The sequence below is a fragment of the Streptomyces sp. NPDC093591 genome (genome assembly GCF_044764885.1).
Lineage (GTDB): Bacteria > Actinomycetota > Actinomycetes > Streptomycetales > Streptomycetaceae > Streptomyces.
On record NZ_JBIWIY010000021.1, the window covers coordinates 197868 to 221420 of the forward strand.

The 23553-nt window shown below is 69.5% G+C and carries 18 protein-coding genes and 4 pseudogenes; 12 read left to right on the forward strand and 10 right to left on the reverse strand.

The window, feature by feature from the left end:
* Window positions 1-111: 111 nt before the first annotated feature.
* Both ACIREI_RS37870 and ACIREI_RS37875 read right to left on the reverse strand, forming a co-directional pair.
* A complete protein-coding gene (locus tag ACIREI_RS37870; protein ID WP_403343105.1) occupies window positions 112-618 on the reverse strand; it encodes a GNAT family N-acetyltransferase in 507 nt (168 codons plus the stop codon).
* 260 nt (window positions 619-878) lie between these two features.
* Window positions 879-3827, reverse strand: a complete 2949-nt coding sequence (locus tag ACIREI_RS37875; protein ID WP_403343108.1) for a hypothetical protein — start codon at window positions 3825-3827, stop codon at window positions 879-881.
* A gap of 300 nt (window positions 3828-4127) precedes the next feature.
* Between ACIREI_RS37875 and ACIREI_RS37880 the strand changes: the two genes are divergently transcribed.
* From ACIREI_RS37880 to ACIREI_RS37890, 3 genes are all read left to right on the forward strand, one after another.
* Window positions 4128-4808, forward strand: coding sequence for a DUF402 domain-containing protein (locus tag ACIREI_RS37880; RefSeq protein ID WP_403343111.1), 681 nt, complete (start codon window positions 4128-4130; stop codon window positions 4806-4808).
* A gap of 261 nt (window positions 4809-5069) precedes the next feature.
* Window positions 5070-5828, forward strand: coding sequence for a hypothetical protein (locus ACIREI_RS37885; RefSeq protein ID WP_403343113.1), 759 nt, complete (start codon window positions 5070-5072; stop codon window positions 5826-5828).
* A gap of 124 nt (window positions 5829-5952) precedes the next feature.
* Window positions 5953-6537 (forward strand): hypothetical protein, encoded by a 585-nt coding sequence (locus tag ACIREI_RS37890; RefSeq protein ID WP_403343116.1) that lies wholly within the window; start codon window positions 5953-5955, stop codon window positions 6535-6537.
* Window positions 6538-7155: 618 nt separating this feature from the next.
* Here ACIREI_RS37890 and ACIREI_RS37895 read toward each other — a convergent pair.
* Window positions 7156-8184, reverse strand: a complete 1029-nt coding sequence (locus ACIREI_RS37895; protein WP_403343118.1) for a DUF6215 domain-containing protein — start codon at window positions 8182-8184, stop codon at window positions 7156-7158.
* A gap of 553 nt (window positions 8185-8737) precedes the next feature.
* Here ACIREI_RS37895 and ACIREI_RS37900 point away from each other — a divergent pair.
* Window positions 8738-9145: a hypothetical protein gene (locus ACIREI_RS37900; protein ID WP_403343121.1), complete on the forward strand. Its 408-nt coding sequence runs from the start codon at window positions 8738-8740 to the stop codon at window positions 9143-9145.
* A gap of 380 nt (window positions 9146-9525) precedes the next feature.
* Here the strand turns inward: ACIREI_RS37900 and ACIREI_RS37905 are convergent, their stop codons facing one another.
* A complete protein-coding gene (locus ACIREI_RS37905) occupies window positions 9526-10422 on the reverse strand; it encodes an aminoglycoside phosphotransferase family protein (protein WP_403343124.1) in 897 nt (298 codons plus the stop codon).
* Between the two features lie 58 nt (window positions 10423-10480).
* Between ACIREI_RS37905 and ACIREI_RS37910 the strand changes: the two genes are divergently transcribed.
* Window positions 10481-11053, forward strand: a complete 573-nt coding sequence (locus ACIREI_RS37910) for an IS5 family transposase (protein ID WP_403343127.1) — start codon at window positions 10481-10483, stop codon at window positions 11051-11053.
* A gap of 399 nt (window positions 11054-11452) precedes the next feature.
* On the opposite strand, the pseudogene ACIREI_RS37915 reads toward ACIREI_RS37910, so the two are convergent.
* Window positions 11453-11851 (reverse strand): annotated as a pseudogene (locus ACIREI_RS37915) (transposase); the annotation flags it as partial.
* Window positions 11852-12009: 158 nt separating this feature from the next.
* Here ACIREI_RS37915 and ACIREI_RS37920 point away from each other — a divergent pair.
* Window positions 12010-12825 (forward strand): phosphotransferase, encoded by an 816-nt coding sequence (locus tag ACIREI_RS37920; protein ID WP_403343130.1) that lies wholly within the window; start codon window positions 12010-12012, stop codon window positions 12823-12825.
* Here the strand turns inward: ACIREI_RS37920 and ACIREI_RS37925 are convergent.
* A complete protein-coding gene (locus ACIREI_RS37925) occupies window positions 12720-13493 on the reverse strand; it encodes a DDE-type integrase/transposase/recombinase (RefSeq protein ID WP_403343170.1) in 774 nt (257 codons plus the stop codon). The genes ACIREI_RS37920 and ACIREI_RS37925 overlap by 106 nt on opposite strands.
* 369 nt (window positions 13494-13862) lie before the next feature.
* Window positions 13863-14261 carry a VOC family protein gene (locus ACIREI_RS37930; RefSeq protein WP_403343133.1) on the reverse strand — a complete coding sequence of 133 codons (399 nt, stop codon included), beginning with the start codon at window positions 14259-14261 and terminating at the stop codon, window positions 13863-13865.
* Between the two features lie 93 nt (window positions 14262-14354).
* Between ACIREI_RS37930 and ACIREI_RS37935 the strand changes: the two genes are divergently transcribed.
* Window positions 14355-15344 (forward strand): helix-turn-helix transcriptional regulator, encoded by a 990-nt coding sequence (locus ACIREI_RS37935; RefSeq protein WP_403343135.1) that lies wholly within the window; start codon window positions 14355-14357, stop codon window positions 15342-15344.
* Between the two features lie 497 nt (window positions 15345-15841).
* Here ACIREI_RS37935 and ACIREI_RS37940 read toward each other — a convergent pair whose 3' ends face one another.
* Window positions 15842-17095, reverse strand: coding sequence for an SLC13 family permease (locus ACIREI_RS37940; protein WP_403343137.1), 1254 nt, complete (start codon window positions 17093-17095; stop codon window positions 15842-15844).
* A 107-nt stretch (window positions 17096-17202) separates the two neighbouring features.
* Window positions 17203-17811, reverse strand: a pseudogene (locus ACIREI_RS37945) (PrpF domain-containing protein).
* 146 nt (window positions 17812-17957) lie between these two features.
* Here ACIREI_RS37945 and ACIREI_RS37950 point away from each other — a divergent pair.
* Window positions 17958-18413, forward strand: a pseudogene (locus ACIREI_RS37950) (LysR substrate-binding domain-containing protein); the annotation flags it as partial.
* Between the two features lie 322 nt (window positions 18414-18735).
* A complete protein-coding gene (locus tag ACIREI_RS37955; RefSeq protein WP_403343173.1) occupies window positions 18736-19644 on the forward strand; it encodes a hypothetical protein in 909 nt (302 codons plus the stop codon).
* 10 nt (window positions 19645-19654) lie between these two features.
* Here the strand turns inward: ACIREI_RS37955 and ACIREI_RS37960 are convergent.
* Window positions 19655-19975: pseudogene (locus ACIREI_RS37960) on the reverse strand (hypothetical protein); the annotation flags it as partial.
* Between the two features lie 234 nt (window positions 19976-20209).
* Here ACIREI_RS37960 and tap point away from each other — a divergent pair.
* From tap to ACIREI_RS37975, 3 genes are all read left to right on the forward strand, one after another.
* Window positions 20210-22480, forward strand: a complete 2271-nt coding sequence (gene tap, locus ACIREI_RS37965; RefSeq protein WP_403343140.1) for a telomere-associated protein Tap — start codon at window positions 20210-20212, stop codon at window positions 22478-22480.
* 9 nt (window positions 22481-22489) lie between these two features.
* Window positions 22490-23047, forward strand: a complete 558-nt coding sequence (gene tpg / locus ACIREI_RS37970) for a telomere-protecting terminal protein Tpg (protein WP_403343143.1) — start codon at window positions 22490-22492, stop codon at window positions 23045-23047.
* Window positions 23048-23171: 124 nt separating this feature from the next.
* On the forward strand, window positions 23172-23486 hold the full coding sequence (locus ACIREI_RS37975) for a hypothetical protein (RefSeq protein ID WP_403343146.1): 315 nt from the start codon (window positions 23172-23174) through the stop codon (window positions 23484-23486).
* The last annotated feature ends 67 nt before the right edge of the window (window positions 23487-23553 follow it).

A 23553-nucleotide genomic window follows, 5' to 3' on the forward strand; every position in this document is an offset into this window, starting at 1 on the left:
CCTGGTCACATGGCGCTGCTTCGTGGAGCACTCGAGCCCGGGGCGGAGTAGCGGAGCAGCCGTGTGTACGAAGCGCGGGGCGCGCTGTACCGCGCCCCGCGCCGCGGCGGGTCAGATGCCGAACGGTGCGGCGTAGCGGACGGTTCCGCTGGGCAGCGGGTGCTCGGCGTCCAGGGTGAGGGCCATGAGGGCCTCGTCGGGTACGTCGATGGTGAGGCCGATGCCGTGGGCGGAGGCACGGGTGAAGCCGAACCGGGGGTAGTAGGTCGGGTGCCCCAGGACGACGACGTGGCGCTCGCCCATGCCCTTGGCCGCTGAGAGGGCGGCGCGGACGGCCGCGGAGCCGGCGCCGCTGTTCTGCTGCTCGGGCCGGACGGCGCACGGGCCCAGGCACAGGGCCGGTGCGTCGCCGATGTGACAGCGGGTCAGCAGCGCGTAGCCGACGGGGCGGCCGTTCTCGTCCGTGGAGACGAGGGACAGGCCCTCGATCCAGGAGGGGTCGGCCCTCAGCGCGTCGACGAGGTCGGCCTCCAAGGAGGTGTCGAACGCGGCCAGGACGATGTCACGGATGGCGGGGATGTCGGCGCTGGTCTCAGCACGCGTGATCCAGTTGCGCATGATGGATGAGGATCCGTTCCGGAGTGGTGTTCGTGTGGACGCCCCGCGAGCTCACGCTCCCGGCGAGGGCGGACGGGATGAGTCAGGCCACGGCCCGGGACGTGAGGGAGACCCGGACACTGTGCACGGCGGCCTTGAGCGCGGTCATCAACCTCACCTCCCTGTTCTCTGCACTTCCGTCGACACGAACAGGGAAGGAGCATACACAGGGTTCCCGCATACCTCCCGCGCGGCCGCCGCCCCCACCCCCGGACGCCGAATCACTCCTCGCGGCACACCGTGTCCGGATCGGCGCCCTCACGGCCCGGCGGCGCGGAGAGCGGTTCGTCGCTGCCGGCCGGCCGCCCGCACACGGTGACCGAGCGCACCTTGTGGCCGCGGTAGGTCACCCGCACGATCTTGTAGGCGTGTCCCCGCTGGTCGGCGTAGGGCTGGCTGCCGGCGAAACTGACCGTGCCGACCGGCAGGTTCGGGTTGGGGCGCCAGCGCAGGTCGGCCCAGGTCTCCGGGGCGGTCTGCGGGGCGTCGCCGTTCTTCGACGCCCGGTACAGCACCGCGGTCGCGCTGTAGGCCAGTACCGTCTGGCCGCTGGAGAACAGTGCGTCCTCCCAGGGCCGGGCGGGCTCGGCGAGCGCGGTCGCCTTGCCCGCAGGGAGCAGGTCGCCGAGCACGTCGTGGGCGTCCTCGTAGAAGCCGGCCGCGCCGACGAGGTCCATCGGTGCCAGCGCGAAGTGGTAGAGGGTGACCTCCGGAGGGATGCGCAGACTCTCGCCCTCGTCGTAATTGCTCTTGGCCAGGTCGTCGCCGGTGAACACGGTGATGGGCCGGCCGGAACAGCCGGGCGTGGAGCCCAGTTGGGACATCAGGTTGGGCACGTCCTCCACCCGGCCCGCGAAGTACAGCGCTCTCGGCACCGGGTCACTCGCGCAGATGTCCTCGACCGGGTCGGTGAGTTCCGGTTCGCCGTTGGGGCTCAGCCCGTAGGAGCGGGAGGGCAGCGGCTTGAAGCCGGCCCGGTCCAGCATCTGCTTGCCCACTCTGGCCTGTTCGGTCGTGTAGAAGTCCTTCTCGCTGCCGACCTTGCGGGCCAGCACCACGGCCCGGGCGCCCTCCGCGCGCCGGGCGAGTTGCCTGGCGACGACGAGCAGCGCGTCAGCCTCCTCCTCGTCGGTGGCGGCCAGACCGAACCAGTTCGACAGCTCCCGCGCCAGATGGCTGCCGGAGTTGGTGGTGCTCACCACGGGCAGGCCCGCACCCTTGAGGATCTCCACGGCGTCGTCGCTCTCCGTCGTGTCGCGCCCCAGGCCGACGACACCGACGACCGACCGATCGCGCCGGGCCAGCTCCGCTATGTGCCGGGCCATGGGCAGCACCTGGAGCATGTTCTCGCCGGCGTTGGCGAGCAGGACCCTTATCTTGGTCGGCTGGTGGGTGCTGACATTGGCGTAGTGCTGGTAGAGGTAGACACCCGTGATCTCCTCGAGCCCCTTGCGAGTGTCGGCCTCGTCCGCCGCGGTGACCGGACCGGCGTAGACGATCGTCACGTACTTGTCCTCGGCGCCGATCTTCGCGTTCTCCGCCCTGATCGCCTGCTCGACGGCGTCGAAGGTGACGCCCTTGCCGGCCCCGTACAGTTCCAGCCCGTTGCCCGCGGCCAGCCGTACGTCCCCGGTCGCGACCCCCACACACTCACCGCCCACGAGAACGGAGTCCGTGTTGGACCCGATCAGCCGACCCTCGCAGTAGCGCTGGGCCATCCACCGGTTGCCCAGGAAACCCAGGGCCAGGGCGATGGCGAGGACCACCGCCAGGCAGGGCCTGGACCACAGCAGCCAGGCAGCCGTACGACGGATCCGGGTGGTGGAGTGCTGCGCGGAGTGCCGGCGCCGCAACTCCTCGGCGGACAGCGGTATCCACAGGATCCACGGCAGCGCGGCCGAACGCCCGGGGGACTGGCCGACGTTGAGACCGGTCACCCACTCCTGGTACCTGGCGTCCGCCGCGAAGGCATGCTCCGGATCGTCCGGCGCAGGCCCGTCGGTGCGCGGTGCGACGGGCAGCCCGGGTTCCGCGGACCCCGGCGGCCGCAGCCGCTCCGTCGCCGGGATCGCGGCCAGCACCAGCAGCGGGTCCACCTCGCTGCGACGGGTGCGCACGTTGCTGATCGCCCGCAGCAACAGCAGGCCACCGTCGTCCTCGGTGGCGCAGGGCAGATACACCACCGGCGGAACCGTACGCTTGCGGCGGCGCAGGTCCAGCGTCCGGGGCCGGAAGTTGTCGCGGAGGTCCTCGAGCAACGCCAGCACCCGCAGCTCCAAGTGGAACTGACGGGCCGTCGCATCACCGGCCTGGGCGGCCACCACCTGCTGGGCGACGGCGAAGGCCCGGCCACGGATCGTCTCCCAGGACTTCGTCGGCCGCCACCGGGACCACTCGGCCGCCGCCGGCCGGTCACTCGAAGGCGCCAGGAACGTGGTGGTCGCGAACCACCTGCTGGCCCGGCGCAGCCACAGCAGCGGCGGCGCGCTGCGCGCCAGCAGGTGCACCACACCGAACGCCGCCAGCGCCAGGGCCCCACCCCACAAAGCCGTCTGCCACCCGCCCTCGCCGAGCAGCACGCTCAGGCACGCGATGAACATCGCGCCCACGAAACCGGACGGGTTCACCACCGCACCGACCGTGTCCGCGACCGCCGAGACGCGCCTCTCCTCATCAGTGCCGTCCGGATCACGCCCCGGCCGCCAGCGCAGCTCGGCCAGCCGCCGCATCAGCCGCTCGCGGCGCTGGGCGGCGGACCACACCGTGCTCACGTCCCCGCCGACCTCCGGCGCGGCTTGCTCGATGGCACGCAACAGCCGCGAGCGCGGAAAGCCGAACGCCTTGTACTGCGACTGGTTCTGGTTGTCCCAGGGGTGCTCACACAGCTGGCGCACCAGGTCGATCGCCGAGGAGTACGCGTCCGCGCCGCCTCCGCCGTCCAGCCGTGCGGCGATCAGCCCCCGCGGCTGATGGCCCTGACGGACGAACTCCACGACCTGCGCGACCCGACGGTCCAGGGTGCCGGTTTCGTCCTCCTCACCGGCCTGAAGGACCACCAGCGGCGTCACCGGCGGGTTGTCCCGGAAGTTGTCGATGAGCCGTCTCATCAACTCGAACACCGCGTCGGCCGCCTCTATCCCGGCACTGCCACTCCATACCTCTCTGGCCACTCGCTCCGCCCCCGTCGCATCCGCCCGCCCCGGCACTCCCGGATCCGATGCTGATACCCACACGGAAACGCCCTGCACCGTCCGGACGTTGGGATTCTTACGGCCGGTCAGAACGCCGGGGCGTTGCGGATGGATCGTCCGGAGAGCGCAGAGGCCCTCGGCACGCGCGGCGACCATGAGCAGGACGACAACGCCTCCGCGGCCGCACCCCCACGGGCCGCACCCCGTCGCCCATTTCTGGGCAAGTCCCCTTCGACCAGTGGCTTGCCCAGCCAGGCCTCGGACAGGAAGAGGTGTGCGATGCGATCCTTCGAGCCCGGCGACACGGTCGTACGGCGCGATGTGCACCGCAGTGGCCGCGTGTGGAGCGAACAGGCCCTGCGCGTCATCGCCGAACACCGGCGAGGCCCTGGTGGCCGCCTGCGCTCCCGGCGCCGAAGCCCGCTGGCCCGCTGGCCCGCACTGTACGCCAAGGCCCGCGCCGACGACGACCGGTCGGTGCGCACCGAGGCGTTCGACGCGATGGCCACGGGGGAGTGGGAGCTGGCGCCCGCCGTGTGGCAGGAGACCGAACTGCTGCTGTGGAAGCCGCCGACAGTGTGGTTCAGCGTCAACGCCTTCTACACGAGCGCCGGGCTGCGAAACTGGTACGTGAACTTCGAGCACCCCACCCGCCGCACGCCGGCCGGGTTCGACACCTTCGACCTCACCGTGGACCTGGTCGTCGACCCCGACCTGAGCGGGATCAGGTGGAAGGACGAGGACGAGTACGCCCACGTGCGACGGCTCGGCATCGTCACCGATACCGAGCATCGTGCCGTGGACGCCGCCCGTGCCCAGGTCCTCGCGATGCTCGAAGAGCGCTCCGGCCCGTTCGCCGATGCCACCTGGGCGTCCTGGCAGTGGGAGCCGTCCTGGCCCCCGCCGCGCCTGCCGCGGACCGCCCCGGCCACCACGGGGGTTGCATCGGCAGAGGGCTGAACCGTGGCTGGACGGTTGACGGTTGCCTCCAGGGGGACCGAAGGCTGCACCGTAGCTGAGCCCGCAACCCGACACCGTCGTTCCCGCCGATCAGCCTCCCACGGGTCAGGCCGAGGCGGGCTGCAGGGCGGCGAGCGGGGGAGTGCCGCCCCAGGGAGGAGGTGCGGATGCGCCGAAGTTCGGCCGAATCCGGGCAACGTCCACGGCCTGGTGGCCGTCCGTGGCAGTCTCCCGCCAGAACGGCGCCGAACCGAGGAAGTCATGCGACTGCGATTACTGACGTGGATGTTTCTCCTGGCCGTTGCCGGTCTTCTGCTGACCTCCTGCGGCACGGGTAGCAAGGAGTACGACGCTCAGGTCTGGAAAGCTCGCAAAGCACTGGTGGATGGTCAGATCAGCTACGCCCCGCTGCAGGGGATGGAGGTTGGCGAGACGGAGTTCTTCACCGCCTACGTCGGCGGCGTCGAGCGGGCCCGATCCACGAACGACAAGCAGCACACGAAGCACACGAAGCACACGAAGGTGCCGGTCAACGCCGACATCGGCGTAACTCTGACCTGCAGCGGAAACGTCACCTGTCAACGCAATGGAGCGACCCGCCAAGTCGTACTCGCCGGTGACACCAGGGAATGGAGCTGGTCGGTCCGCCCGACCGGAAGCGGGAAACTGACCCTCGTGGTGACGGTGACGGCCTACCTCAACGACACGAACACCGTGGTGGACGCGGTTCATCTGCCTCCGCTGAGCATGGACATCCCCCCGTCGCCCACCGAGTGGTTGAAGAGCGTGCTCAGCGTGTGGGTCATCGGGATCGTGGGGGGCCTGTGCCTCATGTTCGCCGCTCTATGGCCGGTCTACCGGGACATCACTGACCGGCGTGCCACCCGCCGACGCCAAAGAGAACCTGAGCCCGCCTCCGCCGCCCGGGCCGATCACTCCGACGACGGCCCACCTGCGGCCTCACCAGTTCACCCCGACTCCGGCGCGACGCCAGAGGCTGAGCGGAGTCCTGACTCCTGAATCGGAACAACTCCACCGTCTTCCCCCGCCTGCGCGCCGCACCCCCGCGCGTCCGTCGACCGGTCATGCGATTGACTGGGCGCCGGCACTGACCGATCGGCACGGAACTCATGGGGACGACGCAGTGAAGAGCACCGACACACCGCTGATACCGGACGCCGCCTGGTTGGAGGAACGGCTGGGTGAAGGCTCGCTCTGGCGACCGGACGAGACCGCTCTCCCGGTCGAGCTCACCCATGCCGGCTCGAAGGAGTTCCTGCTCACGGCCGGCTTTCCCGCGGTCCATCTCGACGTCGTGGGGATCGACACGCGGCACGTGCGGGACGCGGACGGGCTGGAGCCGCTTGACGCCGATGAGATATACGGAAACCGGTATCCGGACGACGACTCGCCGCCCGAGAACTTCGCCCTCGCCGTGGCCATCGCGGGCGACCAGCACCTGATGCTCGACGCGGCGGACGGCGGCATTACCCACTACGACCCCAACGGATGGGATCACGGCGCCGGTTGGAAGGGGATCGCCGCCGATTCCCTGCCCGACTTGGCCGTGCTCCTCGCGCTGATCGCCGAGTCGAGTGCCGCCCTGGACTCGGATGACGACGCCGTACGCGCGGCCGCCGTCATCGATCTGCGCCACCGCATGATCGAGCACGACTCGTACGTCGAAGACTCCGAGTTCTGGAATGAGATCTTCGAGCTGTTCGACTGAGAACGGGGCCGGCGAGGACAGACGCCGCCTGCACCTCGTCCGGCCGTTCACCGAGCCTCGGATCGAGTGCGCCGCGACGACGTTCCCAGTCCAGGTCAGGGTGGACCACCCCGACAGGACGAAGACGCGGCACCCGGCACCGCACCCGCGCCGCCATGGGCCCGCCGGCGGCCGGAACTCGGCGTCGGTGGCGACACACTCCGCGAGACGTCGGTTCCGTGCGGCGCCTGCGAGGGACAGCCGCGACTCATCCGCCCCACCTGAGGCGATCGCCTCAGGGACTTGACGCGGAGTGAGGTACCACCGCGATGGGCGTGCCGTCACGACCGAGTCAGTCGAGGCACCACGGGTGCTTCGCCGTCTGGTGAGGGGCGCGGTGTGCTCGGTTTGCGAGTGCGGGACACGACACTTATCGAGCCCGGCCCGCGCTCGATAACCGATCGTGACGGCGAGTGCGTCTGCTTGGACGTCCGGTCGAGTTGGGACAACACGCGTCGCAACCGGGCCTCGGGCCAAGGAGATCGCGGCCCGCATCCCGTCACCGGACTGATGCCGTGCTCCGCGGCGCGACCGGCGCGATCGGACCATTCCTTTCGCGGCCGCAAAGTTCTGGACGTCTCATCGAACGGCCCGTTCGGGGATCGTCGGAAGAAGCTTCTCCGCGATGCTGAGGAGAACGCTGTCATCCGGAAGGACTCCGGACGTGCTCCACACAGTAATGTCGTAGTAGCCTCCCCGGTCCCTACGGTCGAGCGCCACGGTCAGCGTCCTGGCCAGGGGGCCTTGTTCGACCGGTCCGCCGGACGCGCTACCTCCGAGGTTTATCTCGATTTTCATGGTGTGGTCCGAGGAGAAGACCGCGGGCCGGCCGAGAACCGTGAGCGTCTTGACGTCCTGCTCATCCCCGTACTTCATCAGCTTCACGTACTGGTCAGTCGACAGCTCGTTGTAAGTGGCCGCGACATTCACGGTGTAGGTGCCGAATTCGACCTTGGCCTCTGGCTGGGCGACCTTCCCGTCAGTCAGGGGAGCGGTGTTGCTGCTGCCGGAAGCGGTGGTCGCGGTCTCTTCCGGCGTTCCAAGGAGCTTGGCCAGGTCTGGCCGGTTGAGCGCCTCGCACAGCTCTTCACCGGTCACAGGCCGGGGCGTTTCCTTGTAGGCCTTCGGCAGTTCCTCGTCTTCCCCGGCCGAACACGAGGCGGGCTGCGGGGTGCTGTCTTCGGACGGCATCACGCGTGGGCCCACCCACAGCGCGGCCGCGAGTGCCCCGAACACGGCCACGGCCGCGATGGCCTGGCCCCACGCGTTGGGCTCCTTCTCCGGAGTGTTCGCGCGGGGACGCGCCTCAGCTCCGGCCGGGACCTGGGCCGGGACCTGGGCCTGGGCCGGGACCTCGGCGGCAGCATCGGCGGCCTCCCCGTCTGCGGAGGCCGCCGGGCTCGGCTTCCGGCGCGCGCGCAAAGCCCGGACCACCGCGTAGACGCGTGTTGCGGTGAGCAGGAGGAACACCACGCCGAGACCGGCCGCGACCCGGTCGTGATCGCGGACGGCGAGATACATGATGCGTACGCCGAGAACGGATCCGACCGCGATGAGCAGGGGCTCGCGGACCCAGAAAGGCAGGAGACGGAGGAGGAAACCGAGCATCCGGTGATCTCATCAGGACGAGACCGAATGTGCCGTGGTGGAAGCCACAGTTCCGGGCGTGTGCAGGGCCTGTCGAGGCCAAACTCGCTGCCGGAGGCCCGATGTGATCGTTGATCAGCATGTTCATCACCGACGGTGCCAACCAGCAGGGCCTTGGGCGGTATACGTCCTGCGGCCGCATGGCGCCCGACGCCGCGTCCTGGCCGGGGCTGCCCGCGGCCGTACCGTGGCGCTCACGCCCGGACGAGCCCAGGCAGTGCTGGGGCCCGGCGCGCACGGGCAGGGAAGCCTCCCAGGTCGCCCGCGGAACTCGGCGCGGTCCTCCAGGAGTGGCTTGCCGATCGCACCGTGCGCAGACCGCGATGGACGGTGTCGGCGAGCTCATCTACAGCTCTGAGGGTTCACACACCATCCCTGCTTCCACCGCGGCAGGCTTGCGACGCCGCGAGCGGATGCTGACAGCATCCGCACTGCCAGACATGGGCCAGACACGGCATTGCGCTGTCGCGGAAGTCTCGGCTCGTTGCCGGTCGGGATGTCGTAGGGGTGGCGGATGCCGTCGATGCGGGCGGTTCTGGAAGCCCGGTGGAAGGCTGCGGCGGTGCGGGTGGAGAAGCTTGATGCCGAACTGGGGCGGGTGCGGAGGGACTTGGCGGACGCGAAAGAGGTAATCAGGCGGCGGGTGATCGGTCTCGAGCAGTATCTGGAGGCGCTGGCCGAGGAGAACGCGTCCGCCTGGTGGCCGTGGGGTCGGCGCGGTGAAGCCGCTCCGACCGCGACGCGCGGTGTCTCAGCGGGAGAACGCGGCGGGGCCGAGGACCTGTCGGTGGATCACCAGGCGGTCATGGCTGCCGTGACGGAGGCGGAAGCCGACGGACCGGATGCCCGACGGACGGCCGTGGAGCTCGGCTGGGACAGCGCGTTCGCCTCCCCGCGTCGAGGGGGGCGAGAGCACGTCTGAAAAGGCTGGTGGAGCAGGGCTGGCTGGTGGAGGGGAAGCCGGGAAGGTTCACGCTGCCGGCCTCGCAGCATGCCCCAGTCAATACCGCCAGCGGACGGCCAGTACGGCCTCGTACAGCTCGGCACGAGCGCCTCCCGCAGCAAGCCGAGACGGCAGGCCGGCTCGGCGAGGTCGAAGGTCTCCAGATCAGCCTGGCTGGTACCGAGGAGAGGCTCCGCCGCCTCGATCGGGGCCACGGGCAGCAGACGGCCGTGGACCTTGGCACTCCCACCACGCGTGGTGATCGATGTACCCACGAAAGTGGTGATCGATGAACCCACGAAGGCGGGATGCCGCATGCCCCTCCACCAAGATCGATAACACGTTCAAAGAAGCGTGCGTCAAACGCCTGTCAGAACACGATCAAGTGCCGCCCGGCCTGCAGGCCCCCAGTTTGGCTTGCCGCCGGGAAGGCCCCGATCCCCGTTCTGCCCCATGAGCATCAGGAAGAGGCTCTTCATAGCGGCCAGCCCGCGGGCACGCCGGATCGCTGCCTCATCGGCATACGCGTACATGTCGAAGAAGCGTGAGGCCGTGCCCGCGGGTAGCAGCACCCATGCGGCGGCGAGGTCCCACGCCGGATCGCCGGCGAACATGGCACCGAAGTCGACGATGCCCGAGAGCGTTCCGTCCGAGACGACGACGTTCGCGGGATGGAGGTCACCGTGCACCCACACCCGCGGGCCCTCCCACGCGTGGGCTGCAACGGCATCGTCCCAGACGGCCCGGACATCGGCAGCGATGTCGTCGGGGGCGACGGCCTGGAAGAAGTTCTCGAAGCCGTCCGTGCAGTTCTTGGGATGGGCGCCGCGGTCCGTAGCGATCGGCGCCTCGGCGGGCGCCTCCACATGGAGTGCCCGGAGGAAGCCCGCCAGCGTGTCGGCTGCGTGGTTGCCGCGGCTGATCGAGCCGTGGTCCAGCGGCTCGCCGGGAACCCACGTCATCACGGTCCAGTGCTTGGGGAAGCGCTCGGACGGTTCACCGAACCGTACTGGGGTCGGGACCGGGAGCGGCAGACGCGGGGCCAGCACAGGTAGCCAACGCCGCTCCTTGAGCTGGAGCTCCGGGGTGGGGTCCATGCGCTGCATGCGCACTGCCAACTCGTCCCCGAGACGCCACATTTGGTTGCCCCAGCCGCCCGCCACCTCGCGGATGGCCAGCCCTGCAAGGTCTGGATGTTGCTCCTCCAGCAGGTCGCGGACCAGGTCTGCGGTGGTCTCGATCTCAGTGTCGGTCATGCGAAGTCACAGTACTGAGACGTCGCTTTTTGTGGTGTGACAGTTCGTTGATCCATGCATGACGGATCTCGTTGGGCGTCTGGTGCCGGACGAACTGTGGGTGCTGTGCAGACGGGTGGTGCCGCCGACGGAAGTGATACGTCCGCAGGGTGGGGGCCGCCGCCGGGGAGGGAGGCCGCTGACGGGATCGAATCCGACCGACCGCGGCAAGTTGGGATCGATGATCCACCTGATCACCGACAGGAACGGTCTGCCGCTTTCCCTCGGCATCTCCGGCGCGAACATGCACGACAGCCAGGGCCTTGAGCCGCTCGTGCGCGGCAACCCGCCCACCCGGTCCCGCCGCGGGTCGCGACGCCGACGGCCTGCGAAGGTGCACGCCAACAAGAGGTACGACTACGGCCACCTACGGCGATGGCTTCGCGGGCGCGGTATTCGCCACCGCATCGCCCCCAAGGGCCGCGAGCCCTCCCGGCGGCAGGGGCAGCATCGGTGGGTGGTGGAGAGAGCGGTGTCCTGGCTGGCCGGCTGCCGACGTCTGCACCGCCGCTATGAACGCAAGGCCGAGCCCTTCCTCGCGTTCGTGGCCATCTCCGCAGCTCTCATCGCATATCGCCGTCTGAGCAGGTGAGCCCGGCCGACCGCGCAGATGCTGTCCACATACGCATTGTCAGTGGCAGCCCATAAGGTGCGCCCAACATCTCGAAGGAGGAGCTGCCGTGGGTTTCTCCGGTCACCTGGTCTTTGCCCGCACGGACCGCCCTCTGCTGGAAGCTCCCGTGTTCGACAGCCTGGGAGAACAACTCAAGGCAACCGTGCACCCATGGGACTCACGGTCGGGCGGCTGGCAGACGCTCCAGATTGATTCCGGGATATGGGACGACGCCGACCTGCCCGCCCTGGTTGACTGGAGCAGGGCACCGGCCTGTGTCGCCGACATCTCCGACAGTTCCCTCGCTCTCGTGACCGGGCTGGATACCACCGGACAGCGCTGGCAGGCATGGCTCAACCTGACAACGCCGCCCGGCTTCTGGCCGAGGAGCCCGAAGACCTCGAAGATCAACTCCTGTGGCTGGCGGTCCGCGCTGGTCGGCGCGTCCGGGCGGAGCCGGTTGCTGACGTCGACCGCCAGGACCAGACGCCCGTCGACGGCCCGAGGCATCGGCAGGCCGGCCAGCACCTGCCGCAGCCAGGGCACGTCCACGCTCCCGCGGTTCAACGCCTCGTACATCGCGCCGTGCCCGCGCCGGTGCTCGGCCACCGGCGTCAGGTCTGCCGGCGAGGTCACCGACCCGTCCGCACACAGCAACGCGTCGACGAGCTCGAACAGTTCGTCCCCGCGCGCGGTCAGGCAGTCGAATAAGTCCTCCCGGAAGCGAGACGCTTGCGCGAACGCCTCCCCGGGACCAGTGTCAGGCAGCAGGCTCACCCTCGCGACCTTCGTCTTGATCGGTGCACCTTGGTCGGAGCACATGATCAGGCGAGGGCCGCCCCCAGCGTCCGGCTGCATGCCCAGGTGAACGTCCAAGTTCGAAGCACATTTCGAAACGCCCCTCACGCGGTCGACCTGGCGATACCGTGATCGATATGGCAGCTGAGGGTGAAGCCACAGATGACGAAGCACTGGTCGGCGGCATGGTGAACGCGGGCGCAGTCGTCCGGCGTGGCACCCTGGTGGAACGCCCGGCCCCGCGCACCGCGCGCACCCTCCACCCCTACCTCCTCGCGCTCAAAGAGCACGGCTTCGACGCGGCTCCCACGCCGGTCGGTCTCACCGCGGACGGTCGCGAACGGCTGACCTTCATCCCCGGCGACGTCGCCCTGCCCCCGTTTCCGCGCTGGGCGATGACGCAGACCTCGCTGAGATCGGTGGGAAGCCTGCTGCGGCGCCTGCACGAGGCCAGCGCGACCATCCCGGTCGATACAGATGTCGAGTGGCCCCGGGACCTGGCCGACCCCGAGGGCGGAACGATGCTGTGCCACAACGACGTGTGTCTGGAGAACGTCGTGTTCCGCGACGGTCGTGCGGTGGGCCTGATCGATTTCGACCTGGCGGCCCCCGGCCGACCGCTGTGGGATGTCGCCATGACCGCCCGGTACTGGGTTCCCATGAACGATCCCGAATCCGCGACGGCTCTCTATCCCGCGGGGCTGGACGCCCCGACGCGATTGCGGATCCTCGCCGACGGCTACGGGCTCTCCCGGCAGGACCGCGCTGAACTGCCCGACGTCATCGAACAGGCCACCGCGTCCTGCCGGGCCTTCGTCGCCGACCGCGTGGCCGGCGGGGACCCCATCTACACCCAGGCTCTGGCCGAGCGCGGTGGCTGGCAACGCTGGGACCGCATGCAGGAATGGCTGGTGACGCACCACGAGAGGTTCACGACAGTGCTGCTGGAGTGACGGACAGAGGTTAAAAGACAAGGTGAGTGCCTGTTTCGAATGACGACGTGTCGTTTTGGGACGTCTGGGTGTGGTGCTTCAGGACGTTGGTTCCGCGGCATCCTCCAAGGTGAGCTGCTGCGGGATCGTGTCGAGCGGCTTCGGTGGCTGGTCGAACACGATGCGGTAGTCGCTGCCAGAGGTCCGGCTGATGGGTGGCCGGCCTCCGAGCGCGGAGTGCGGGCGCTCGTGGTTGTAGTAGTTGAGGAGTCCGCGAGCGTGGCCCTGCGTTCCTGCTCGGAGGCGTAGTCGCGCACGTAGGCCCACTCGCGGGCCAGCGTCCCGTTGAACCTCTCCACCTTTCCGTTCGTCCGCGGCGTGTACGGCCTGGTGCGCTTGTGCTTCGTTCCCGTCACGACCAGGGCAGCGGTCCAGGCGCGGGAGCGGTAGCAGGAGCCGTTGTCGGTGAGGACGCGGCGGATCGGCGTGATCTCGTGGGCGGCGAAGAACGCGACGGAACGATGCCAGAACGCGGCTGTGGGCACGGCCTTCTCGTCGTCCATAGCCTCGGTGCAGGCGAGCCGGGAGTGGTCGTCGATCGCCGTGTGCAGGTACGTGTAGCCGACCTTCCCGGTGCCGGGACCGGTGCGCTTGGAGGCCCGTGCGGCTTCGGTGCCGCGGTCGTGCATCCGCCGGCCACCACCGGCGGGGATGCGACCGAGCTTCTTGACGTCGACGTGGGCCAGGTCGCCGACGCGGTCGTGCTCGTAGCGGAAGACTTCGCGCAGTTGCTCGCCGGTGGGCGGATCGAGGTCGCGCAAACGGCTGAGCCCTCGCCGGACGAGGACTCGGTGCACGGTGGCCGGCGCCGGGGTGATGTCGTGCAGCCTCTCCAGGTCGGCGGCAAGCCATCGCCCCGCAGGCACAAGCGCAGACGTCCTTCGGGGGGCAGCGGTGCGTTCCGATGTCCCCTGCTGGTGGCGCTCCTGGATTGGGCGGCCGCCTTCACCGGGAGCCCTGGGATCTCGGGGCTCCCGCGTGAGCGGCTGTGCGTGGTGTCAGCGTGCGAACTTTTCGATGGCCTCCGGGGTGACGGGAGTGAAGAAGTTGACGAGGTTGCCGTCGGGGTCGCGGAACAACAGCGAGCGGTTCCCCCAGGGCATCGTGGTGGGCTCGTTGACGAAGTCGGTGACGAAGCCGGTCAGGTTCTGGTGAACGCGGTCCACGTCGTCGACGAGGAACTCGGTGATCACGCTGTGGTTGGCCGCCGGGCGGGCAGAGCCCGGGGCGAACAGCGGGACGGTGCGGGTGCCAGCGATCGCGAGGGTTGCGCCCGCGGTCTTGAGTTCGGCGAAGTCCTCGGTGGCCCGTATCGCCTGCATCCCTGTAGCTCGCTCGTAGAACTCGACGAGGCGTGCGACGTCGCTGGTGATGATGCGGATCGAGACGAAGTCCATGGGAATCTCCTTGGCTGTGCTGGAGGCGTGCACGTCGCAGGCTAGGAGAAATAGTGGACAGAATCGGTCCTGTATTCGCGTTAGGCTGCGAACATGCCACGACCCACCGGCCGCGTGCTGACACTCCTGGAGCTGCTGCAGTCGGGCGGCACCCGGACTGTGGCCGAGCTCGCCGACCGCCTCGGCGTCGAAGGGCGCACTGTGCGGCGGTATGTGGACCAGCTGATCGACCTGGACGTGCCCGTGGAATCGGTGCGCGGCCGCTACGGCGGGTACCGGCTGGCTCCCGGGTACCGCTTGCCTCCGCTCATGCTCAGCGACGACGAGGCGCTGGCCGTGCTGCTCGGCCTGGTCGCCGGCCGCCGGGCAGGGCTGACGACGACGGAGCGCACCGCAAACGAGACGGCGTCAGCGAAGATCCGGCGGGTGCTGCCCAAGCACATCGCCCGCCGGTTCGACACACTCCTGGAAGCTCTCGCCTTCACGGATCAGCCCGGCGAGTTGGACCAGCCGGACGCCGGGCTCCTGCTCACCATCGCCGATGCGGTGCGCCACCGCCGACCGGTCTCGATCCGCTACACCGACCGCGACGGACGGCGCAGGGAACGCACGCTGCACGCGTACGGGATCGTCGCCCATGCGGGCCGGTGGTACGTGACGGGCAAGGACGCCCAGGTCGGCGAGGACCGAACCTTCCGGCTCGATCGCATCGCCGCCGCGAGGGCCCTGCCCGGCTCATTCGAAGCGCCCGCGGGGCCCGGTCCGGCACAGCGCGTGTTGTCAGGATTCGCCACGGCCGAGTACCGGCATGAGGTGACCTTGCGGATCCACGGGACAGTTGAGCAGATCCGCGCGCACCTCCCCGCCAGCGTCGCGAGCCTGGAGGGGCACGAGCCCGCGGCCGGCCAGGACCCGGCGGCCGAGCACTGGCAGCGCGTCGAGGTACGGGCGCAGCAGCTCGACTGGTTGCCTCGGGTGCTCGCCTCACTCGACCGGCCGTTCGTCATCGAGCGCCCCGATGAACTACGCGACCTCGTCATCGCGCTCGCCGATCGCCTCACGTCCTACGCCCGCCGAGCCTGACAGCGAGGAACCAATGTCATGAGACGGCACACCTGGGCGGTTTCGTTTGGATCAGTCGGTCGTTGGTCCGGGTGTCACGTTGACTGACGCGCAGTGGGCGCGGATTGAACCCTTGCTCCCGGACCTCATCCGAAGCGGGGTGGCCGCTGGCGGGACCATCGTGAGGTAATCGACGCGATCGCCTACAAGTTGGGTGTCTACAACCGGCTGCGGATGCAGGGCGTCGACGGCACCTGGGAGCGGGTCTGAGGCCGCTGAGGCGCGGGGACGGCCCGTTACGGCGGGTGGGGTTGGATGTGATGGTCCCGATGCGGAAGCGGCGGTCGCTTGACCACCCGGTGAGGGCCTACCCGCATTGCGCCGAAAGCGTCGCTTCGGTACACGCTGCCCGTCGCCGACTGCGTCTGTATCCCCTGGTCCTGCGCACAGAATCAGCACGGAGGGCGCCGTGCGTGGTCCGGCTCCGCGCCCTCCGCTGTCCGTCGTCGGTCTTTGCGCTATGACCAGGGCAGGACCAGGGCACCCCAGGCGACGACGGGGCCGAGGGCGACGATTCCGCCGGTGTAGCCGATGACTTGGCGGTAGAAGCGGCGGGTGTCCACCCCGCGGGCGTTGCTGAGGACGAGTGCTCCGTTGGTCGAGAAGGGGGAGGTGTCGACGATCGTCGTGGAGACGGCGAGCGCGGCGATCAGTCCGGCGGCGCTGAGGTGGCTGGAGAGCAGCAGCGGTACGGCGATGGGGATGATCGCGGTGAGGATCGCGGTGGAGGAGGCGAAGGCGGAGGTGATGGCCACGGTGAAGCACAGCAGCAGGGCGACGACGACAGGGGCGCCCAGGTTGGCGGCATGTTCGGAGATCTCCTCGATGATGCCGGCCTTCTCCAGCATCGCGATGTACGTCATCATGCCCGCGACCAGAAGCAGGGTGGACCAGCTGACACCGTCCACGGCCTTCTCCTGCCGCTTCATGTCCACCAGGGCCAGCAGGGCGCCGGCAGCCAGCGCGAGGAAGCCGATCTCCAGGTGGAAGCCGAGCGCGCCGACGACGAGGGCCACCAGGCAGGCGAGGGTAAGCCACTGGCGCCGGTCGGGCCTGCCGGAGACGGCGAGGTCCTCGTCGTCGGCCGCCTCCGCGGCGCCCTCGACCAGCGGGGCGGGACGCTTGGCGAGCAGGGCGTAGGTGAGGATCGAGAGCACCAGGTTGATCACGAAGCTGGCGCTGAACAGCGCCACGGCGGAGATCTGCAGATCGGTCTTGTCGACGAGGCCGAGCACCAGCGCACCGGAGACGGCCAGCGGGGAGAACGCGCCCGCGTGCCCGCCGCTGATCACCATCATGCCGACGACCAGCGGGTTGAGCTTGTAGCGGTAGGCGAAGTTCATGCCGATCGGCGCGAGGATCGCGACCGCGGCCGGGGTGAACGTACCGAACGCCGTCAGCAGGGCGGCCACCAGGAACAGCACCCAGGGGATGAGCTCGACTTTGCCGCGTACCAGCCGCACCCCGGCCGCGACGAGCCAGTCGATGGTGCCGTTGCGGCGGGCGACGGAGAACAGGTAGGTGACTCCGACGATGGTGACGAAGAGCTTGGCCGGGAACCCCTCGAAGATCTCGTCCTCGGTGAGGCCGAGCGAGGCGGTCCCGACCGCGAAGGTGGCGACGAAGGCGAGGATGCCCAGGTTGATCGGCAGCACGGTGCCGACCACGAACATCACCAGCAGAGCGCCTATGGAGATCACTTCAGCAGACATCTTTGTCGTTGGTGCGGTGGGGACGGGGTGGCGCGCCCCGAGGGCGCGAGGTTATCCCGGTGTGGACGGCTGGGAGCCGGCCTGACCGAGGTGACGTTCGTCGCGGCTCAGGCGGCTTGCGAGCTGACCGCTTCCGGTACGTAGATTCGGGCGTCGGCGAGCAGACGGGCCGCGCGCTGCACGGTGACCCGGTGCGGCAGGCCGTCCCTCACATCGATGCAGCGGACCGCGACGACGCCGGCGGGCGTGCCGAGGCGCAACCACTCGTCGGTCGGGCCGCCGGTGGCCCGGGAGACCACGGACCCCTCCAGCAGCCCGGCCGCTGCGACGGCGACGGCAGAGGTCAGGCCGATCGCAGGGTGCGGGGCGTTCATGCTGAGCACGCGCACCGACACGTCGTAGTCCTCGGCGGCGACCGAGTCACCGAGGGTGGTGGTGTACGGGACCGGCGGGCCGACCAGGCCCACCTATGGCACCGCATCACCCGGTTCCTCGCCCGGCTGGAGCAGCCCCATCAGGGGCGCGGCGGTATGACGGACGGTGCGCAGCCACGGGACGTCCGCGCTCATCCGCTCCAGTGACTCGGCACCGGTACGCCCGGCACTGGCGGCGTCGACAAGGACGACCGGAGCTCCCGCGGTCACCATGCTCACGCGTACCGGCTCGGCGGCGCCGACCCGCAGGTCCTGGGCGGTTTGGCCGGTGGGGAGGGGCAGGGCAGCCCCTCATCGAGCGGCTGCCCCGCGGTATCCGCCCCACCCCGGCGGGTGCCGCGCTGGCCGAACGCGGTCAGGCCATCCGCCGGGAACTCCGTGCCGCACAGGCCGACTTGGATTCCTTCACCGCCCTCGACCAGGGCACCTTGCGGCTCGGTTCCTTCCCCACGGCGAGCGCGTCCCTGCTGCCGCTGGCGCTCACACGTTTCCGACGGCGTCACGCCGGCATCCGCATCGAGGTACGCGCCGGAGTCCTCGCACAACTCAGGGAGATGCTGCACACCGGCGAGGTGGAGCAGGGGCTGCTCTGGGACTACGAATGGAACCGCCTCGACGATCCGGCGCTCGCGCTCACCCACCTGCTGGACGACCCCACCGTGCTGGTCGTCCCTGCCGACTCGCCCCTGCGCACCCATCCCTCCGTGCGCCTCGGCGACCTCGGCGAACAGGAGTGGATCATCCGCGCCGACAACCACCCCGTCGCCGACGTCCTGCGCCGAAGCTGCCGCCAGGCGGGATTCGAACCGCGCATCGCCTACTCATCGCACGACTACCAGGAGGCGCAGGCCATGGTCGCCGCCGGTCTCGGCATCGCGCTCGCACCCCGCCTGGCCCTCACCAGCCGACGCAGCGACGTACGCCTCCTGCCGTTCGCCTCCGACGTCCAGGCTCCACCCGCCGCATCCTCCTCGCCCGCGCCGCGGCACGCCCGCCACCCCACCCGCCCAGGCGATGGCCCGCGTCCTGCGCACGGTGGCGCAGCGATTCACGGTCTCAGACCTGCACCGGGCCCAGCTCGGGGCGGTCCGGCGGGGCTGACGGTGCGGCCACGAGCTGCCTCCCCAAGCAGCGGTTCCCACTGGTCGTCGAGGAACATCCGGCGGGCCTATGCGGTCCGGATCCCACGCCACCCAGAGCAAGTGGATGGCCGCCGTCGGCCAGTCGACGATTGTCGACGTCGACCAGGGCGCAGCAAGCGGTCCTCCGCCCGGGCTGGTCATTCCCGGCCGGGAGACGGCCGTTCTGAGAGATCAGGTCCGCACGATCGACACGCGGTTCATGTGCGGGGATCCGGTTGATCACTTGACCGGGAAGGACATGGCCGAGGTTGAGTCCGAGCTCGGCATGCTGTTGAGGCTTCGCATCAATCTCGACTACCAGGGCGCCTCTTTCAGATCATGCTTGGACGGCGTCGTCCTCTGTCTGCAACCAGCGGAGTTGGCGCCGCTGAGCGGGGGATCGAAACCTGCCGGGAACGTCAGCATGAGTGGCGCACATGTCCCCCTCACGATCGCCTCGGAGGCCGCTCCATTGGCCCTCCCGAGCGGACGGCCGGTGGCAGAACGGGCACTTACCAGCGCGCCCGATGCCGCGGGTGCGGGTGGCCTCGCTGAGTGGGGTGGCGCGGCTCGTCTGGTCCTCGCCAACATCGAGCTGTCGAAGTGCCTGTTCACCAAAACCGTGCACCCGGACCAATTGCGCGTCGAAGCCACCTGCACCTTCGACGAGGTCCCGCCCGGCCCACACTGGCTGCGCTGGTGGCGCCCGGTGCGGTTCACCCAGCGCCGCACCCTCGCCGAGGAACACCACGGGCGCGCGAGCCGGCTGACCGCCGTCGCGGGCTGGAACGTTGCGGTGCTCGGTGCTGGACACACCGGGCCGGCACAGTTGACGCCGGTGTACCGGTCATCGTCGCCTACGCCGAGGCCTGGACCCTTGCTTTCGCCAGGTGGCGAGACCGGCGAGGAAGACGAAGCCGCCTCCGGTCGCGGTGGAGGAAGGAGGAGAGCTGGACGAAGCGGTGCTTGCGCCATGCGATTTTGCTCATGCTGACGAGCTGGTGTGAGAGCACGGACAGGATGTCTCGCTGCTGCAAGGCGGTTTCGAGGTCGTCCGGTTTCCAGAACTGTAGGTGCCCGAAGTAGACATCTGGTTGGTCGCCTGCTCGAGGGCGGAGCGGAGGCAGGCGGGGCGCCACAACGAGGTTGGCCAGGACGGCACCGGCGAGGATTTGTACTGCCCGGGTCCGCAGCAGCGTTCGGGTCCCCAGCCGTGGAGGCCGCCGAACAGGCGGCCTTCGTTGGACAGAACGACGCCGCCCGCGAGGAGCGCCGACTCCATGGTCGGTGCGAAGGACGCCTTCGCGTCCACTCGAGCGGTCCACTCAGCCGATGCAGCACTCCAGAGCTCGATTGCCCGGAGAGAACCACCGGCCCGCCGGGTGCTCCATGTCCCACCGTTCCTCCTGATGGGGCGCCGCGCCCTGGCCTCCGCCAGGCACGAGGTCGCAGAGCGAGCGTGATCGTACACGCTGAAGAGCTAAAAAGTTACGTTCAAAGTTACATTCAGAGTGGTTTTCAATGTGGCGTTCAGTAGGGTGGGTGCAGGAGGTCGCCGTATGCCCACGGAAGAGGAACTGATCGCGCGGGCCGCAGAGCTGCTGGCCCGCGGCCCGCTGCTGCCGCCGCCGGTTGAGCGGAAGCGGCTGCGCGAAGCGGCAGGTCTGACTCAGGAGGATGTGGCGATCGCGCTGCAGACGAAACGGGAGACCGTCAACGGCTGGGAGACCGGTCGCACCATGCCCCGCCCACCGCGTCTCGCCGCGTACAAGCATCTGCTGGACGGATGGGCGAAGCTGTACCCGGCTCCCACGGCCAACGCCGATGCCTCCTCCGCGGATACGGCCGCTACAGTCGCGGCCCCGGAGAGGTGCACGGGCACGGCCGGCCCGGAGCCGGAAGCACGGACTGTGTCCACAGGCCCGGCGTCCGAGGCTGCGGCCATGGCCGTTTCCGAGAACACCCAGCCCTGTCCTGTCCCCAACTCTGCTGCTCCGGCCGCCGCGTCGCGTCCGGCACGCCCTGCCAGGCCGTCGTCGACGTCGCGCCGTGCGGTAGCGAGGAAGGCGCCCCCGGCGAACACCCCGGCCGGCGCCGACCCGCGCTTCGTCAACGGTCCGCTGGCGGTCGTCGACGTCGATGACGACGGTCAGGTCCTGGCGTATTGCGTGGGCGGCCTGGTCCTGGACGTGCCCGCCAAGTCCCTGCCGTCCCTGGTCGACTGGACGCTGAAGGAGGCCGCTCTCGGGCAGCCGAAGCTGTCCGGCCCGGGCAAGGACGCCGACCCGCTGCTCGTCCTCACCGAGTCCGCCCTGAAGCGCTACGGACTCCCCGGCGCCCTCACCGAGGAGGAGCGCCTCGCCGGGCGGATCCCGGAGGGCCACAAGGTCATCAAGCAGCTGGCGCGCGCGGAGTGGAAGCTCACGAAGAGGGGCCTTGGGCCGTGGGCGCGGATCTACCGTCCGGCGCAGGGCTCGGAGCGGGCCTGCGTGCAGCTGTGCATCCCGTCGTGGCACGCGCTCGACTCCCGGCACTGGGGCGAGGCGGCCCAGCTTCCGCCGGCGGAACTCGCCCGGCTCCTGGGCGTGTACGCGTCGAGGGTGATGACGCCGCGCGGTTCCACCGCCGTGACCGGCCTGGAGCTGATGACGGCGCTGCACCCGCCGACCCGCGCCTCCGAGCCCGGCGCCGATGGCAAGCGGCACTCCGAGCACAACCCCGGCTCGCTGGGCAAGGACCCGGTGGACTGCGCCCCGTGCGAGGCCCCCGACGGGCACCCGCTGCTCAAGGACCTGCCGCGCTTCCACGTCCGCGGACCGGCGGAGAAGCTGTTCGAGGAAGCCTTCGACTGGGCGCGGCCGATGACGGACGCCGAGTGCACCGTGCGGCACCTGGTCGGCATCGACGTGAACATGGCCTTCGCCGCCGGAGCGAACGGCCTGGTCGTCGGCCTCGGTGCGCCCACGCACGTCAAGGCGCCGGTGTTCGACCCGAAGCTGCCCGGCTCATGGCTGGTCGACCTGTCCCACGTCGACCTGTCGAGGGTGAAGGCCGGCAAGGACAAGTGGGCGGACCTGGACGCGAGTCTGCTGCCCAGCCCGTTCACACCGAAGGGCGAGCGGCCCGAGGGCCCGGCCTGGTACGCCACGCCCACCGTGGCCTACGCGGTGGAGCTCGGCTACGACGTCGCGCCGATCGAGGCGTACGTCCGGTACGAGAACGGCCGCTACCTGGACGGCTGGTACAACCGGCTGCGCGACGCCTACCTCGCCACGATGGCCGACCTCGGCGTGCACGCCGACATGGCGCCGGCCGACTTCCTCGCGGCGATGGACGGCTGGCGCGGGCGTGACCCGCAGCTGGGCATTGTCGTGGACGCCATCAAGGCGACGGTCAAGGGCGGCCTGGGCAAGCTGCGCGAGCGGCCCCGGGGCGAGGGCTGGCGGCCGGGCGAGCCATGGCGGGCGCTGTCGCGTCCGACGTGGCGGCCGGACATCCGCGCGGCGGTCATCTCCCGCACCCGGATCAACCTCCACCGGAAGATCGTCAAGCACGCGGCGTTCACCGGCCAGTACCCGATCGCGATCCTGTCCGACTGCGCCGTCTACGCCGTGGACGGCACCAGCCCGCTGGACTTCCTGCCCTACCGGGACGGCAAGCCGCTGCCCGGCGGCTTCAAACTCGGCATCAACCCCGGTCTGGTCAAGCACGAGGGCACCCAGGAAGTGCTGTGGGGCGAAGAGGTCCGCGAGCGGTTCAACGCCCCAGACCTCAACCTCGCCCGCTACATCAAGGACGGCACCGTCACCAACGTCGACAACGGAGAGTAGGAGAGGGCGATGAGCGTGTTCGGGGACGGCCTGGACGCTGCGGTGCAGAAGGCGTTCACCCGCCCGGCGCCCAAGAGCGCGCCCGCGCAGATGCGCTACCTGGTCAAGCAACTCAAGACCACCAAGGCGGTCGCCCAGATGCTGCGGATCTCCCAGCGCACCGTGGAGCGGTACGTGAAGGACCAGATCAAAAAGCCCCGCCCGGACCTCGCCGCGCGCCTGGAGCGAGAGGTGAAGGCCCGCTGGCAACCGCAGATCCGGGCGAAGGCGCGCGAGAAGGCGGCGACGACCGGCGGCATCGTCATCGACACCCGGGCCCGGCTCGGCTACACCGCGCCGGTCGGGTCGACGGACCAGGACCGCATCCGGCACCTGACCGTCGCCCTGCCGCCCCGCTACGCCGCCCGCCTCTTCGACGCCCAGGCGGCCGGCGCCACCGAGCAGCAGCTCAAGGAGATCGCGGCCGAAGCGCTCAAGGAGGTGTACTTCCAGGACGGCGGCCGCCGCGCCGGCCAGCTGGAGGAGGTCCGCTTCACGGACATCGAGCATCTTGAGTTCGATCTGTAGCTCCTCCCCGAACAGCAGTGAGGAGGCCGTCGTGTGACAGAGCACGCCAGTTGGCCACTGTGTATCCCAGTTGGCCGCTTCGGTGCTCAGCTCGGTGATCAGAGTGAGCCGGTGTGACGGAGCAATGTTCGTGGAGAGTCCTGGTCTTTCAGCGCGCCGTCGCATACTGATCGAGGCGGTCGTCGTCGCATCGCCTGCTTCGACTCAGGTGGCTTGGCTGGACAAGTATGACGTGCCGCCAGACGAGATCGCCCTGGGCTTCGATGATGCCTTCCTTCTCGCGGGGCGACTGGTCGATGAGAGGCAGCTCAGTTGTGATGTGTTGCCCTTGCTGCAGACGATCGATGAGGTGTTCAGCGAGATGTCCCAGGACGCGGAAGTGGATCGGTGGACGAGGGAGGCGTTGTCCACGGTCACGTCCGCCGAAGTGGTGTATTGACGGCCACTCGGTGATCTCGTTTTGAGGCTATGCGGTGAGTTCGGTGGGCAGGGTGGTCTCGTCGGTT

Bases quoted from the DNA above. Each gene is read 5' to 3' on its own strand.
- tpg (WP_403343143.1), top strand. From the start codon at position 22,490: ATGAGCGTGTTCGGGGACGGCCTGGACGCTGCGGTGCAGAAGGCGTTC.
- ACIREI_RS37930 (WP_403343133.1), bottom strand. From the start codon at position 14,261: ATGGACTTCGTCTCGATCCGCATCATCACCAGCGACGTCGCACGCCTC.
- ACIREI_RS37895 (WP_403343118.1), bottom strand. From the start codon at position 8,184: ATGCTCGGTTTCCTCCTCCGTCTCCTGCCTTTCTGGGTCCGCGAGCCC.
- ACIREI_RS37910 (WP_403343127.1), top strand. From the start codon at position 10,481: ATGACGGATCTCGTTGGGCGTCTGGTGCCGGACGAACTGTGGGTGCTG.
- ACIREI_RS37955 (WP_403343173.1), top strand. From the start codon at position 18,736: ATGGCCGCCGTCGGCCAGTCGACGATTGTCGACGTCGACCAGGGCGCA.
- tap (WP_403343140.1), top strand. From the start codon at position 20,210: ATGCCCACGGAAGAGGAACTGATCGCGCGGGCCGCAGAGCTGCTGGCC.
- ACIREI_RS37975 (WP_403343146.1), top strand. From the start codon at position 23,172: ATGTTCGTGGAGAGTCCTGGTCTTTCAGCGCGCCGTCGCATACTGATC.
- ACIREI_RS37880 (WP_403343111.1), top strand. From the start codon at position 4,128: ATGCGATCCTTCGAGCCCGGCGACACGGTCGTACGGCGCGATGTGCAC.
- ACIREI_RS37900 (WP_403343121.1), top strand. From the start codon at position 8,738: ATGCCGTCGATGCGGGCGGTTCTGGAAGCCCGGTGGAAGGCTGCGGCG.
- ACIREI_RS37885 (WP_403343113.1), top strand. From the start codon at position 5,070: ATGCGACTGCGATTACTGACGTGGATGTTTCTCCTGGCCGTTGCCGGT.
- ACIREI_RS37920 (WP_403343130.1), top strand. From the start codon at position 12,010: ATGGCAGCTGAGGGTGAAGCCACAGATGACGAAGCACTGGTCGGCGGC.
- ACIREI_RS37935 (WP_403343135.1), top strand. From the start codon at position 14,355: ATGCCACGACCCACCGGCCGCGTGCTGACACTCCTGGAGCTGCTGCAG.
- ACIREI_RS37925 (WP_403343170.1), bottom strand. From the start codon at position 13,493: ATGCACGACCGCGGCACCGAAGCCGCACGGGCCTCCAAGCGCACCGGT.
- ACIREI_RS37905 (WP_403343124.1), bottom strand. From the start codon at position 10,422: ATGACCGACACTGAGATCGAGACCACCGCAGACCTGGTCCGCGACCTG.
- ACIREI_RS37940 (WP_403343137.1), bottom strand. From the start codon at position 17,095: ATGTCTGCTGAAGTGATCTCCATAGGCGCTCTGCTGGTGATGTTCGTG.
- ACIREI_RS37870 (WP_403343105.1), bottom strand. From the start codon at position 618: ATGCGCAACTGGATCACGCGTGCTGAGACCAGCGCCGACATCCCCGCC.